At 29.9% G+C, this 14779-nt stretch carries 12 protein-coding genes; 11 read left to right on the top strand and 1 reads right to left on the bottom strand.

Annotated elements, in window-relative coordinates; genetic code table 11:
* Both COL3_RS25365 and COL3_RS25360 read left to right on the top strand, forming a co-directional pair.
* Positions 1–390, top strand: a 390-nt coding sequence (locus COL3_RS25365; protein ID WP_242982193.1) for a fructose-specific PTS transporter subunit EIIC, incomplete at its 5' end; no start/stop codon positions are given.
* 246 nt (positions 391–636) lie between these two features.
* Positions 637–1002: a deaminase domain-containing protein gene (locus COL3_RS25360; RefSeq protein WP_242982195.1), complete on the top strand. Its 366-nt coding sequence runs from the start codon at positions 637–639 to the stop codon at positions 1000–1002.
* Here the strand turns inward: COL3_RS25360 and COL3_RS25355 are convergent.
* Positions 968–2032, bottom strand: a complete 1065-nt coding sequence (locus tag COL3_RS25355; RefSeq protein WP_008419755.1) for a LacI family DNA-binding transcriptional regulator — start codon at positions 2030–2032, stop codon at positions 968–970. The two genes, COL3_RS25360 and COL3_RS25355, sit on opposite strands and share 35 nt — an antisense overlap.
* 393 nt (positions 2033–2425) lie before the next feature.
* Between COL3_RS25355 and COL3_RS25350 the strand changes: the two genes are divergently transcribed.
* The 9 genes from COL3_RS25350 to COL3_RS25310 all read left to right on the top strand — a co-directional run.
* Entirely contained in the window at positions 2426–3370 is a 945-nt protein-coding gene (locus COL3_RS25350; RefSeq protein WP_035282542.1) for an ABC transporter permease subunit, read from the top strand.
* A 1-nt stretch (position 3371) separates the two neighbouring features.
* The gene (locus COL3_RS25345; protein WP_008419753.1) at positions 3372–4274 is read left to right on the top strand and encodes a carbohydrate ABC transporter permease; all 903 of its coding nucleotides are present in this window, start codon (positions 3372–3374) and stop codon (positions 4272–4274) included.
* Positions 4275–4306: 32 nt separating this feature from the next.
* Positions 4307–5920, top strand: a complete 1614-nt coding sequence (locus COL3_RS25340; RefSeq protein ID WP_008419752.1) for an extracellular solute-binding protein — start codon at positions 4307–4309, stop codon at positions 5918–5920.
* A gap of 65 nt (positions 5921–5985) precedes the next feature.
* On the top strand, positions 5986–7473 hold the full coding sequence (locus COL3_RS25335; protein WP_008419750.1) for a glycoside hydrolase family 32 protein: 1488 nt from the start codon (positions 5986–5988) through the stop codon (positions 7471–7473).
* A gap of 179 nt (positions 7474–7652) precedes the next feature.
* A complete protein-coding gene (locus COL3_RS25330) occupies positions 7653–9374 on the top strand; it encodes a methyl-accepting chemotaxis protein (RefSeq protein ID WP_008419748.1) in 1722 nt (573 codons plus the stop codon).
* 114 nt (positions 9375–9488) lie between these two features.
* Entirely contained in the window at positions 9489–10481 is a 993-nt protein-coding gene (locus COL3_RS25325; RefSeq protein ID WP_347474393.1) for a carbohydrate kinase, read from the top strand.
* 47 nt (positions 10482–10528) lie between these two features.
* Positions 10529–11512: an aminoglycoside phosphotransferase family protein gene (locus COL3_RS25320; protein WP_008419743.1), complete on the top strand. Its 984-nt coding sequence runs from the start codon at positions 10529–10531 to the stop codon at positions 11510–11512.
* A 45-nt stretch (positions 11513–11557) separates the two neighbouring features.
* The gene (locus COL3_RS25315; RefSeq protein WP_008419741.1) at positions 11558–12505 is read left to right on the top strand and encodes a carbohydrate kinase; all 948 of its coding nucleotides are present in this window, start codon (positions 11558–11560) and stop codon (positions 12503–12505) included.
* Between the two features lie 164 nt (positions 12506–12669).
* Positions 12670–14779: sigma-54-dependent transcriptional regulator (locus COL3_RS25310; RefSeq protein ID WP_099716758.1), on the top strand; the 2110-nt coding region annotated here is incomplete at its 3' end.

Genomic DNA, 14779 nt, shown 5'->3' with positions numbered 1-14779 from the left:
AACTTTGATATAATGGCAGCTGTTATGGCTGGTGGTATGGTTCCACCACTTGTAATTGCATTATGTACAACATTCTTCAGAAATAAATTTACTGAAAAGGACAGACAAGCGGGACTTGTAAACTACGTAATGGGACTTTCATTCATATCAGAAGGTGCAATACCTTTTGCAGCAGCAGATCCAATAAGAGTATTACCATCTTGTATAATTGGTTCAGCAGTTGCTGGAGCACTTTCAATGGCATTTGGATGTGCATTAAGAGCACCTCATGGTGGAATATTCGTTATCGCAATTGTAACTAATCCATTTGCATATCTTGCAGCTATAATTGCTGGATCTGTAGTTGGTGCTATAATACTAGGTATATTAAAGAAACCAGTACAAGAATAACAGTCCATAATTTATTAATTCATAATATATATTAATCAAAGAGCTATCTTCAAATAATCAATATATTTGAAGATAGCTTTTTTTATTTACATAAAAGTGTTTAACTTATTTGAGTACTTGAATGTAATAGATGTAAAAATAGATTGTAAGGAAAACGGTGATATATAACATGGGATCCAAAGACAAGAGGTGAATATGACACAAAAAAACATGACCTTAAAAAATAGAAAAAAAGAGTGATTAAAAATTAATAATCTAAATAAACTTAAGGATGAATTAAAAAGAGAAGGATATAACATAAATGAATTTGATGAAGAAAAATTTAAAAAATTGGGTAAGTTAGGAATAGGATATGATATAGTTAACGATAGTGAGAAAAAGATATTTGAAGAAATACATAAGCAAATAGAAGTAAAAGTATTGGAGAATGAATGGAAACTTATTTTGTATAGTAAATGGGAACAGTATCTAAGCTTTTATTTTGTAATTAGTCAGTTTTGTAAAAAGCATCCCAATATAAAAGTACAAGTGAAATATAGAAATATTACAAAAAAACCTCTGTTTAATAACAGAGGCGTTAATAGTTTATTTCGTTTAATATATTTCCCGTAGACTCTCTAAACTTAACAGAAGTACGCACGTGCATTGTTCTAAATGGAATAGATGGATTATCTATTCTGGAAAGTAACAAATTTGCAGCAATATCCCCCATTTCATAACTTGGAATTCTAACAGTAGTGAGACGCGGTTCAATTATTTTTGATTCCATTGAATCATCAAAACCACATATTAAAATATCATTAGGTACAGACAAATTTTTATGTTTTAAAGCTCTTATGACATTAATTGCAATAAAATCATTTGCGCATATAAGAACTTGAGGAAGAACGGGGATTTCCATTATCTTGTTTCCAAGCCATTCTGGATCAACATAAGGTTCCTTATCGTTTTCAAGAATAGAATTAGTGATATCAAAGGGGATTTTTAAATCCAATAAAGCAGAGCAATATCCCTTCCAACGTTCATAAAAACTTTCGCAATGATATATATCTCCCACAAAACCAATAGTTGTTTTATTATTATTAATTAAAGTTTTAACAATATTATAAATGCTATGATAGTTTTCCATTAAAAGAATATCAGCATTTACAGGTTTGCTATCATGAGTGCAGGGTGAATCAATAAATAGTGTCGGAATACCTAATTCACATATCAGCTCACAGTAGTTTTTATCAAACATTTCTATGCATATTATGCCATCAACTAATTCTGGATTAAGGTTGAGCGGCAAACTTGAAGAATTTAATTCATTATCACGAACAACATACATAGACAATCTATAACCAAGGGTGCTAATTTTCTCTTCAAAACCTGATAAAAGATGAGATCCAAAATGAGAATTATTTGGCATACTATGTGTCAATAGTGCAATCTCTTTATTTACAGATACATTGGAGGAAATAGATGATGCATTATTTACATATGCAAATTGTTTGTAACCCATTTCAATTGCTTTTTGAATAATCTTAGATTTTGTAGCTTCTGCTAGTGTACCAGTATTATTTAAAGCTTTGGAAACGGTATTTCTTGAAATTCCTAATTCATCCGCTATATCCTGAACTGTTATTTTCTTATTCGGCATTATTAAAAGCTCCTTTCTTCACTATATAAACTCTATATTAATATTTTATGTAATGTCATTGATATTAGTATAACAAATAAAGTGTCAAATGTAAAACTGAATCGTGATATATGTAAAAATACTAATAAATAAGAATGGAAAGTATATAATTTGTGTGCAAATGTAAAAATAAAAAAACAATAAAATGTAATATTTATATTGACAAATGTAATAAAAGTTTGGTAATATTTATTTGTAAGTTAGAGATAAGGTTTACAGAAAAAATATAGATGGCAAAATGTGTTTACAAATGTAAAATAAGTTATTGTTTTATATGTAAATGATAGTTTTGTTTTTACAATCAAATGAAAGGAGAAGATAAATTTGAATGAGGTAAAAAGTGTATTACCTAGTATGAATGGGGCAAACGGTGGGTTGCCTACAATTAGCAAAAAACGTTCCAAAATATATAGTAACTTGAAGTATATCAAAAAAAACTATCAATTATATCTTTTCTTCACGTTACCCCCGCTAATACTATTAATTATTTTTAAGTATGTTCCAATGGGAGGAGTATTAATTGCATTTGAAGATTACAGTGCAATTTCAGGGGTATTCCATAGTCAGTGGGTAGGATTAAAACATTTTGAAAGATTTTTAGCGTCACCAGATTTTATGAATCTTCTAATGAATACTTTAAAGGTAAGTTTATATGGATTATTGTGGGGGTTCCCTGCTCCAATTATTCTTGCTTTACTTTTAGCAAGAGTAAAGAGTGAGGGTATAAAGAAAAAGATTCAATTAATTATGTATGCTCCAAATTTTATTTCTGTAATTGTAATTTCTGGTATGATTATTATTTTCTTATCACCAATTGGGCCAGTTAATCATGTGCTTGGAACTGCAACAAACTTCATGACTATGCCTAGTGCATTTCGTACTATATATATAGCTAGTGGAATTTGGCAGGGAGCGGGTTGGGCTTCAATTATTTATACAGCAGCACTTTCAAATGCAAGTCAAGAATTAACAGAAGCAGCTGTTATAGATGGAGCAAACATTTTTCAACAGATTTTGAATGTTGATTTACCTGCTATTAAGCCAATTATGGTTATTCAATTTATTTTGTCAGCAGGAAATATTATGAGCGTAGGCTTTGAAAAAGCATTAGCGTTGCAAACGGATTTAAATTTACCAACTTCAGAAATTTTACCAACTTATGTTTATAAAATCGGTCTTTTAAGTGGAGATTATAGTTTTTCGACAGCTGTAGGTTTGTTTAATTCAGTTATTAATATAATTCTATTAATAGTTGTGAATTCAATTGTTAAAAAATTAAACGAAGGGGAAGGAATATAAGATGAATACGAAAATGAAGAAATTCAAGCAATTATCATTTTCTGATAAATTTATTACAATAAGTGGTTACTTAGGAATGACACTTTTCGTATTGGCTATTATTATACCGCTTATATATGTAGTTGTTGCTTCTTTTATGGATCCAACTACATTAAGTAATCAAGGTATAACATTTGATTTTAGTAAATGGTCAACAGAAGGATATACAAGGGTATTTAAAGACGATATGATTTTAAGAGGCTTCTTAAATTCTATATTCTATTCTACTGGATTTGCATTAATTTCAGTTGGTGCTACAATCTTAGCTGCATACCCATTATCTAGACCAGATTTTGTAGGGAAAAAACTTATTACTACATTATATATTATTACTATGTTTTTTGGAGGAGGATTAATGCCAACATACCTCTTAGTAGATAATTTAAAGATGATTAATACGCCATGGGCTATTTTACTTCCAGGTGCAATTAATGTTTGGAATATTATACTCGCAAGAACTTACTTCCAGAGTTTACCAAAAGAGTTAAGAGAAGCATCTGCTATAGATGGTGCAAGTGATATTACACATTTCTTTAAAATCATGCTTCCAATTTGTAAACCAATTATTGCAGTGTTACTTTTATATCAATTTGTAGCACAATGGAATAGTTACTTTGATGCCATGATTTATTTGGATGATGCTAAATTACAACCTTTACAATTAGTAATTAGATCAATTTTAATTCAAAATACACCAAAGGCAGGTATGATTGCAGATATTCAAAGTTCTGCAGCAATGGCTAAAATTGCACAATTATTAAAATACTCTACTATTGTTGTTTCCAGTTTACCTTTACTTATCATGTATCCATTCTTCCAAAAATATTTTGATAAGGGAATAATGGCTGGATCAGTAAAAGGTTAAATAATATATATATTAAGGAAGGGGAAAATAATATGAGAACAAGTAAAATTAAAAAATTAGTTAGCATTTCATTAGCTTTGCTAACAGTACTATCATTCACAGGATGTGGAAGTGGAACAAGTAAGACTGAGGATAAAAATACATTGAAGGATGTTTCGTTTCCATTAAAAGAAACAGCAACTTTAAAAATGCTTACAAGTGCACCTTCAATCTCTACTCAAAATCCAAATGAAAGAGTTATTTTTCAAAGATTAGAGAAAGAAACGAATGTTCACATTGATTGGACATGTTATCCAGATGAACAATTTCCAGATAAGAAGAATTTAGCATTATCAAAAAAAGAAACACTTCCAGATGTAGTATTTAATGCTGGTATGAACAATAATGATTTACTTCGTTATTCAAAACAAGGTGTTATAGTTCCTGTTGAAGATTTAATAGACAAATATATGCCGAATTTTAAAAAAGTTCTAGCAGAAAAACCAGAGTATAAGAAAATGATTACTGCACCAGATGGCCACATTTACTCATTCCCATGGATAGAAGAATTAGGAAGCGGAAAAGAAGCTATTCAAGCAATTGGAGATATTCCATGGATCAATAAAAAATGGCTTGATGAATTAGGTCTTCAAGTACCAAAAACAACTGATGAATTAGTTACAGTTTTAAAAGCATTTAGGGATAAACACCCTGAAGGAAAAACAGATGTAATTCCAATGTCATTTGTTATAAATGGTGTAAATGAAGATCCAGGATTTATACTTGGGGCTTTTGGAATGGGAGATAATGGAGATCATTATATGGTGACTAATGACAATAAAGTTGTATATTCAACTACTCAAGATGGCTATAAAGAAGGTATCAAGTGGCTTCACAGTCTTCAAGAAGAAGGTCTTATAGATCCAGAAGCATTTACTCAAAAATGGGACACTTTTGTATCAAAAGGTAAAAGTGGTCGCTATGGTATGATCTTCACATGGGATAGTTCGAATGTATCCGTAAATAAAAATGATTTTATTCCACTTCCAGCACTTGCAGGTCCTACTGGAATTGTTAATGCTACTAGACAAAATGCAATGGGTGTTGATGTGGGAAGATGTGTTATAACATCAGGAGATAAGAACTTAGAATTAACAGCAAAATGGATTGATAAGTTATACGATCCTGTTCAATCAGTACAAGATAACTGGGGAACATATGGTGATGAGAAAAATGCCAATGTATTTGAATTAACAGCAGATAAAACTTTAAAACATTTACCTTTAGGCAAAGCATCTCCATGGGAAGTTCGTGCAAACCAATTTGTTGGAGGACCATTAGCAGTTCTTAATAGTTATTATGGAAAATATACAACATCTCCAGATGATGCACAAGAAAGATTAGATATAATTAGTAAAACTTATAAAAAAGATATGAAAGCAGAAAATATCTACCCAGTTGTATTTATGTCACAAGAAGATATTGATACACTTACACAATATGAAACAGCAGTAAAAGCATATACAGAACGTAAAAAAGCTGAATGGATTTTAAACGGTGGTATTGATGCTGAATGGGATTCTTATTTACAAGAAATGGACAAACTTGGATTACAAAAAATATTAGATATTAAACAAAAATATTTAGATTCATTTAATGCAAAATAAATAACTTACATAAGCGACTTTAGGGTCGCTTATGTAATATCTATGATAATTGAAAGGAAATGATTATGAATAATATAGTGAGAAATAATAGTGAAATTTTAGATAAAGTAAGAGTTTTTGAAAAAGAAGCTATAAAGAATATTCCGGAAGGACAGAAACCGTCATTTCATTTATCTTCACCAATAGGTTGGATTAATGATCCAAATGGATTTTCAAAATTTGCAGGGGAATACCATCTTTTCTATCAATATCATCCATATGATACTAAATGGGGACCAATGCATTGGGGGCATAGTAAAACAAAAGATTTTATTAAGTGGGAACAACTGCCGGTGGCGCTTGCACCAGATCAAGAATATGATATGGGAGGATGTTTTTCAGGAAGTGCTGTAGAGTCAGATGGTAAGCATATACTTATGTATACTGGAGTGTTAGATGAAATAGAAGAAGATGGCTCACACCTAATTAGACAAACTCAATGTATTGCAATTGGAGATGGGGTGGATTATGAAAAATTAGATTGCAATCCTGTTATTACAAGTTATTCATTGCCAGAAGGTAGCAACTTAGAAGATTTTAGAGATCCTAAGATATGGAAAGAAGGAGATGACTTCTATGTTGTAGTTGGTAGCAGAAATGCTGATGGAAGTGGACAAATTCTTTTATATAAATCAAAGGATTTAAGAGGATGGACATTTGTTACTATTCTTGATAGATGTGTAAATAAAATAGGCCGCATGTGGGAATGTCCAGATTTCTTTAATGTTGATGGAACTGATATTATGATAATTTCACCAATGGAAGTAAAGGCACAAGAACTAAAATTTCATAATGGACACAATACAGTGTATTTAATTGGTAAATATAATAAGGAAAATCATAAATTTAATAGGGAAGATTATGGAACTATAGATTTTGGCTTAGATTTCTATGCACCACAAACCCTTGAAACTGAAGATGGAAGAAGAATTATGATAGGATGGATGCAATCTTGGGAAAATAATATTGTTCCAAGGGACCTTAAATGGTGTGGAATGATGAGTATTCCTAGAGAACTTACAATAAAGGATGGTCATTTAATTCAAAATCCAATTAGAGAAATTAAAAATTATTACGGGAATGATGTAGAATACAAAAATGTGTTAATTAATGGTGATACGAATTTAGAAGGAATTTCAGGTAGAGAAATAGATATGACTGTTGAAATTACTGAAGGTGACTATAAAGAGTTTGGAATTAAGATTGCTAAAAACAAAGAATATGAAACATTAATAACTTTTGAACCAATAAGAAATATAGTATCATTTGATAGAAGTTATTCAGCAAGACTTTGTGATGCACTGCATAAGAGAGAAATGAATGTTAGAAATCAAAACGGAAAGATAAAATTAAGATTAATAATAGATAAATATTCAGCAGAGATTTTTGTGAATGATGGTGAACAAGTAATGACATCTACTTTTTACACTACTTTAGATGCAACAGATATTTCATTTTATGTCAAGGGAGAAGCTGTAATAAATATTGAAAAACATAGTATTATTTTAAACTAAGGACTATATTTAGATGTATTACAAAGTGACTAAATTAGATTTAATAATTTAGCCACTTTTAAATACTTGAAGAGTTTGTAATAAAAAATATTATTTTACAAAAAAGAGGCGGTTCTAATTCTAGTAATACTTAATTAGGTGATGTAATTATTAAACATCATGGAATGAGGGTGAGTTTTATGTTTAAATTACTTAATAATTTAAAAATTGCATCAAAATTAATTTTGTTATTTATTTGTATTGCAATATTTACTGGAATTGTTGGGTATATAGGAATATACAATATGGATAAATTAAACACTAATGCAAAGTCAATGTATGAAAATAATTTTAAATCTATAGAAATATTGAGTGAGTTAAAGCAAAATTATTCGTTAATAAGTGAAGATTTAGTTATAGTGTGCTATGAGGACAAAATAGGAATTGGAGAAATTAAGAATAAGTCTAATGAAGTACAGGATTTATTTAAGAAAAACACAGAACTTTTAGACATTTATAAAGAAACATTATTAAAAGAAAGTCAAAAAGATACATTTGAATTAATAGAAAAATATTCAAAAGAATATTCTGAAGTTGCGGAATTAATATGTAATTTTGTTGAAAAAGGAGACTACAAATCTGCATTAGGGGAAATTAATATAGGTTCTAAAACAAGGCAGACTCTTTTTAATTCACTTGATCTAATAATTAATATGAATACAGATGACGCAGCATTGGAATCTGAAAATAATACAACAAGATATAATGATTCCAGAATAACAGTTTTATTTGTCACTATACTAGAATTTATTATTGCTATAGTTTTTGGGATTTTAATGTCACTAGTAATTTCAAGACAATTGAGGAAAATTGTTATTTTTTCTAAAGCTTTAGGAGCTGGAGATTTAACGCAGACTGTGGATATTAAATTTAATGATGAAATAGGAGAAGTTGCTAAATCATTAAATAAAGCAAAAGGAAAAATTAAACTACTTATATCTGAAATTGTTAGCAGTTCCGGTGAAGTTAGTGTCACTAGTGGAGAACTATCAGCTACAGTAGAAGAAGTCTTTGCTACAATGAAAAATGTTAGCAATTCTACTGAGCAAATAACGAGAGGTATGCAAGACTTAAGTGCTGCGACTGAAGAAGTGAGTGAATCAGCGAAGAAAATAGTTATTGTTACAAGTGAGTTGAATACTAAAGCAAATAAAAGCTTCAAATCAGCAACAGAAATAAAAGGAAGAGCTGTTGAAATAAAAGAAATGGCAAATAAAAACATAGAAGAAGGAAATAAGATTTATGAAGAAAGTCGCATAAATATTTTAAGAGCCATAGAAGAGAGTGAAATAGTTCAAGAAGTTAAGATTATGGCTGATTCTATTGGAACTATAGCAGAGAAGACTAATTTACTTGCATTAAATGCAGCGATAGAAGCTGCAAGAGTTGGCGAGGCGGGGAAAGGATTTGCTGTGGTTGCGGACGAAGTAAGAAGTTTATCAGAACAATCTTCTGAAGCGGTATTAAGTATTCAGGGAATGGTTAAAAAAGTACAAGGCGCGTTTAATAATCTATCTAAAAGTGGGCAAGAGGTTCTAGGCTATCTTGAAAATAGCGTTAAGCCAAGTTATGAACTACTTAAAAATACCGGAATACAATATGAAAAAGATGCCGAGTTCGTCAATGATATGGCAAGTGATATTTTAAATTCATCAGAGCAAATGGGAGATGTGATAAATCAAATAAATCTTGCATTAGAAAGTTTATCGGAAACAGCAGCAGAATCTGCTGCCAGTTCAGAAGAAATATTAGTTAGCATGAATGAAATCACTTTAGCTGTTGATGAGGTTGCCAAATCATCGCAATGCCAAGCAGGAACTGCAGAAAATTTAAGTCAATTGTCTCAAAAGTTCAATATTTAATGCATTTTCATGTTATCGTCTAATCTATTTTAATATCAGTTAGTATATATAACTATAAAACAGAGAGAACATCTTCTATACTAGAAACTTCATATAATTCTTAGATTTAAATCTATTTATGGTATAGAAAGGAATGATATTTATGAAAAAATTAATAACTATAGAGAAGCACAAGTAGATTTCATTCCTATGGAAATAGGTGTAAATTTAAAAAACGTATCAGGATTTTTTAGATTACCGAGTGGAGCCCCTGTAAATGTTGCTTGCTGTGTTAAAAAATTAGGTGGAAAATCTCAAATAATTACTAAGATTGGAAATGATCCTTTTGGTGAGTTTCTTGAAGAGAAAATATCTCACATTGGAATAGATATAAAATCTATTTTTAGATCTGAAGCAGCAAACACTGGATTATCATTTGCTTCACTACTACACCCAGGTGGAAAGCGTGAATTTTCATTTTACCGTAAGCCAAGTGCAGATATGCTGTTGGATGCTAGCGAGATAGATGAAACATGGTTTAAGGCAGGGGATATATTGCATTTTTGTTCAATGGATTTAGTGGACGCACCTGTTAGAAGCGCACATGATAAAGCTATAAGAATTGCAAAGGAAAAAAACATAACAGTATCCTTTGATGTAAATGTTAGATTACCATTATGGGACAATCATAATGAATACAGGAAGATAATTAATAAATATATAGACAAAGCAAATATTTTAAAGATAAGTAACAAAGAATTAGAATTTGTTACGAAGATTCGTGATAAAAGTAAAGCTATTGAATCTCTAAGAAAACGAGTTGATATATTAGTCTATACAAAAGGAAATGAAGGTGCATACATCTATACCAAAAATAGTATGGCTATTCATAAAGGGTTCAAAGTAAATGCTATAGATGTAGCTGGAGCTGGAGATTGTTTTATTGGAGCTGTACTATATAAACTATTATCTAAATATAGTGATGACCAATTAGGTGATAATGAGCTACGAGAAATTATAACATTTGCTAATGCAGTTGGAGCGTTGGTTGTAATGAGGAGAGGTACAATAGATATAATGCCTACATTAGACGAAGTAGATAAATTTCTGGAAAAATACAAGAAATAGATAATAAATACTATTCAAGCAAACTCTAAATTAAGGAGGGCAATAGTATGGTGAGCATAACTAAGACAAAGGTTATAAATGAGCAGATTATAAAAATGACAAAGCGGGCATTTGGAGAAGACGTAGTAGTGAAAGACATAATAGAATTAAAAGGTGGTTTTTTCAATGCAGCATATATTATAGTTTTTAATGGTGAGCAAAAAGTAGTACTTAAGATATCACCTATAAAAGAGTTAAAGGTAATGAGATATGAAAATAACATTATGGAAACTGAGGTATTTGTTTTAAATAAAATGCATTCTATTGAAGATATTCCGGTTCCTAAAGTCTTGTATTATGACAAGAGTAACGAAATTATTGAATGCGAGTTTTTATTTATGGAATTTGTTGATGGAATATCTCTTAATGAGATACGTAATAAGCTTACAGAAAAGCAATTTGAAAGTATTTCTTCGGATTTGGTCAAAATTGTTAGAAAGATAAATGAAATAGAAGGAGAATACTTTGGAAGCATTTCTCAAGAAAACAAGAGATTTTCTACATGGTTTGAAGCTTTTTTTTACATGATTAAAGAACTGTTAGAAGACGCTGAAGACGCAGGAATTTCATTTCCTTTTGAAAACAATAAATTATATAAAATAATTAAGAAACATAGTGATGCGTTAAATAAAGTAACAAAGCCATTACTTATTCATAAAGATCTGTGGGAAGGAAATATTATTATAGACCCTAGAACTATTAAAATCGTTGGAGTTTTAGATTGTGAACGTGCCATATTTGGAGATCCTTTACTTGAACCAATATGTGGATATTTTTGGGACAATAAAAATCTTATGAATGCGTTTGTTGGAAGAGAAGATTTAAATAAAGACGAATACATAAGATTCACACTATATAAAATATACTTATATCTTATTGAGGTAATAGAGTGTACTTACAGACAATATCCTGGTGAAGATAGAGACAAGTGGGCAAGATCACAGATTAATCAGGCATTAAAAGAATTAGAAAAAATACATTTAAAAGATTAAGTTCAGTAGTTAGATAAAGTATGAAGTAAATATGGAGGGATAAAGATGAGTAAAAATATTTTTTGTATAGGAGAACTTTTAATTGACATGGTTTGTGTTGATGATAAAGGGTTGAAAGACGGAGAAAAATTTGAAAAAAAAGCTGGAGGAGCTCCAGCAAATGTTGCAGCATGCATTTCAAAATTAAATGGAAATGCCTATTTTTTAGGACAAGTAGGGAATGATTTCTTTGGGAAACACCTGATTGAATTATTAAAAGATTTAAATATAAATACTGAAATGGCTGTAGAAAAAGGGAGTACAACAATTGCTTTAGTTGGTATAGATGCAAACGGTGAACGTAATTTTGATTTTTTAAGAGGCAGTGATGGAGAGTATTCATTTGATAATATTGATTTATCAAAAATAACTAACTCAGATATCATTCATTTTGGTTCTGCTACAGGATTTTTAGAAGGTGAATTAAAGAAAACTTATTTTAAATTATTAGAATATGCAAAATCAAATAATATATATGTATCTTTTGATCCCAATTATCGTGATGCATTAATAACATCAGATAAATTAGAATTGTTTATTGAAGATAGTATTGGTTTCATAAAAGAAAGTGATTTTACTAAATTAAGTGATGAAGAGTTATTTCTATTAACTAAAGAAAAAGATATAACAGCAGGAGTTAATAAATTGCATGAATTAGGTGTTAAGGTTGTAACTATTACACTAGGATCTAAAGGAACATATCTAAGTGTTGATGGACAGCATGAAGTAATTCCATCTATTGAAATTAAGCAAGTAGATTCAACTGGTGCTGGAGATGCATTTGTTGGAGCAGTATTAAAACAAGTATCTGATATTGAGAATAAACAAAATATAAGTTTTGAAGGATGGAAAGACATAATTTTATTTGCTAATAAAGTAGGTGCTATTACATGTACAAATTATGGAGCAATAGCATCAATGCCTATTTTGAGTGAAGTAATAAATTTATTATAATATGCTTTAGTTACACGCTTGTTTGGCGCGGTAATTGCTTTGGAGAATAAGAAATTAAATAAGTATGCGTTTAAAAATTTAAATGGAAGTATTATTTATAGTTTAGGATATCTAATGGTGGCGCTAAAAATTAAAACTACGGATTAAAGGAAGGTGATAATGCTATGAAGCTAATTGATAAGATTTATGAGTATATATTATCAAATTCTAGAGAATTTTCTAAGGAAAAATTATTTAAAATTAAGGGATTTAGTGCTCAGCAAGTTGCAGAATATTTAGGAATATTAAGGAGCAATGCTTCTAGAGAGCTTAATACTCTATACAGAGAAAGGAGAATAATTAAAATTAAAAATAGACCTGTTCTATATTTTGATAGAGAACAGTTTATAAGATTATTAAATGTATCTTTAAATGATGAGCCTGAAGAAGGCATAGAAATTAATGATTTTATTAATTTGCTTGAGGATAAAGAAGATAAATCACCTTTCGATTCGTTAATTGGATTTAATGTGAGTTTGAAAAATCAAATAGAACAAGCAAAGGCAGCTTTATTATATCCACCAAACGGCTTGCATACCCTAATAATAGGTAGTACTGGTGTTGGTAAAAGTTTATTTGCTAATATGATGTACAAATATTATAAAAATATAAAACATTTACCTGAAGACCCGCCATTTATAATATTTAATTGTGCTGATTATTCTAATAATCCCCAACTCCTTTTATCATATATATTTGGACATGTTAAAGGTGCATTTACAGGAGCTGAAAAGGATAAGGAAGGTATAGTTGAAAAAGCTAATGGAGGTATATTATTTTTAGACGAAATACATAGATTGCCACCAGAGGGCCAAGAAATGGTATTTTACTTTATGGATACAGGAACTTACAACAAGTTAGGAGAAACAGATAGACAGCATAAAGCAAATGTACTATTGATTGGAGCTACAACTGAGGATCCAAATTCTACGCTACTGAAGACTTTTATTAGAAGAATTCCTATAACAATAACTATTCCACCTTTTGATGAAAGACCTATTAACGAAAAATTAGATCTTGTACAATATTTACTTTCTAAAGAAGCTCAGAGAGTGAACAAAACTATTAAGATTTCGTCGGAAGCAATTAAAGCTCTCATAGGCAGCACTAATTATGGAAATGTGGGACAGCTAAAATCTAATATACAATTGGTTTGTGCAAAGGGGTTTTTTAATTGTATTAACACAAATAAGGACATTGAAATAAATTTAGGTACATTACCTCCAAATATAAAAAGTGGAATATTAGCTTTTGGAAATCAAACTAAAGATAAAACGACTATGTGGAATATGATTCCTAATAATATTACTATTCAACCAGATGGCAATAGAAAGTTTTTAGAAACAGATGATTATGAAACACCATTTAATATTTATAGAATAATAGAGAATAAAACGTCTGTGCTTCAGGAAGAAGGTATGAATGATGAAGAAATAAAGAGGTTTATTACTACCGACATAAGTATTCATTTAAAGCAATTTTATGATAGATTTAAAAATGATATAAGTCGTAGAGAAGGATTGCTAAAGATTGTTGATAAAAATATAGTGGATTTTGCAGAAAAAATAAAAGTATTAGCTGAAAACAGATTAAATAGAAAATTAAATGAAAGATTTATTTATGCAACAAGTCTTCATTTTAGTGCATTATTTAATAGGATTAAGAAGAATAATGTTTCTTATGAATCAAATATTGATTTATCGATAGCAATTGAAAGCAAAGAATACGATGTTGCTAAAGAAATTCATGCTCTTATTGAAAAGAGCTTTAACCTTAGTGTACCTAATGTGGAGATTGAGTATTTAGCATTGCTATTAAATTCAATACAAGAATCATCTCGCCAAGAAAGAGTCGGTATTGTAGTAGCATCACATGGATCAGGGATTGCAACTAGCATGGTTAGCGTAGCTAAAAAACTATTTGAAGCTGATAACATTCTTGCTGTTGATATGCCACTTGAAAGAGCACCCTCTGATGTTTTAGATAACGTTATAGAAAAAGTTAAGCAAGTGGATGAAGGAAAAGGTGTATTGCTTCTTGTAGACATGGGATCTTTAAATAGTTTTGCTGATGTTATTTCAGAAAAGACAGGTATAAATATAAAAAGTATTGATATGGTTTCTACACCGCTAGTGCTAGAAGCAGTTAGGAAATGTTCTGTTTGTGATTCTGATTTAAATTCAGTATATTCATATTTACTTACTGATTTTAGGGGATACACTAATAATATTACCA

The sequence above is a fragment of the Clostridium sp. LS genome (assembly GCF_002760435.1).
GTDB lineage: Bacteria > Bacillota > Clostridia > Clostridiales > Clostridiaceae > Clostridium.
Note: the sequence above shows the minus strand (reverse complement) of the source record. Positions and strands in the feature narration are given on the sequence as shown.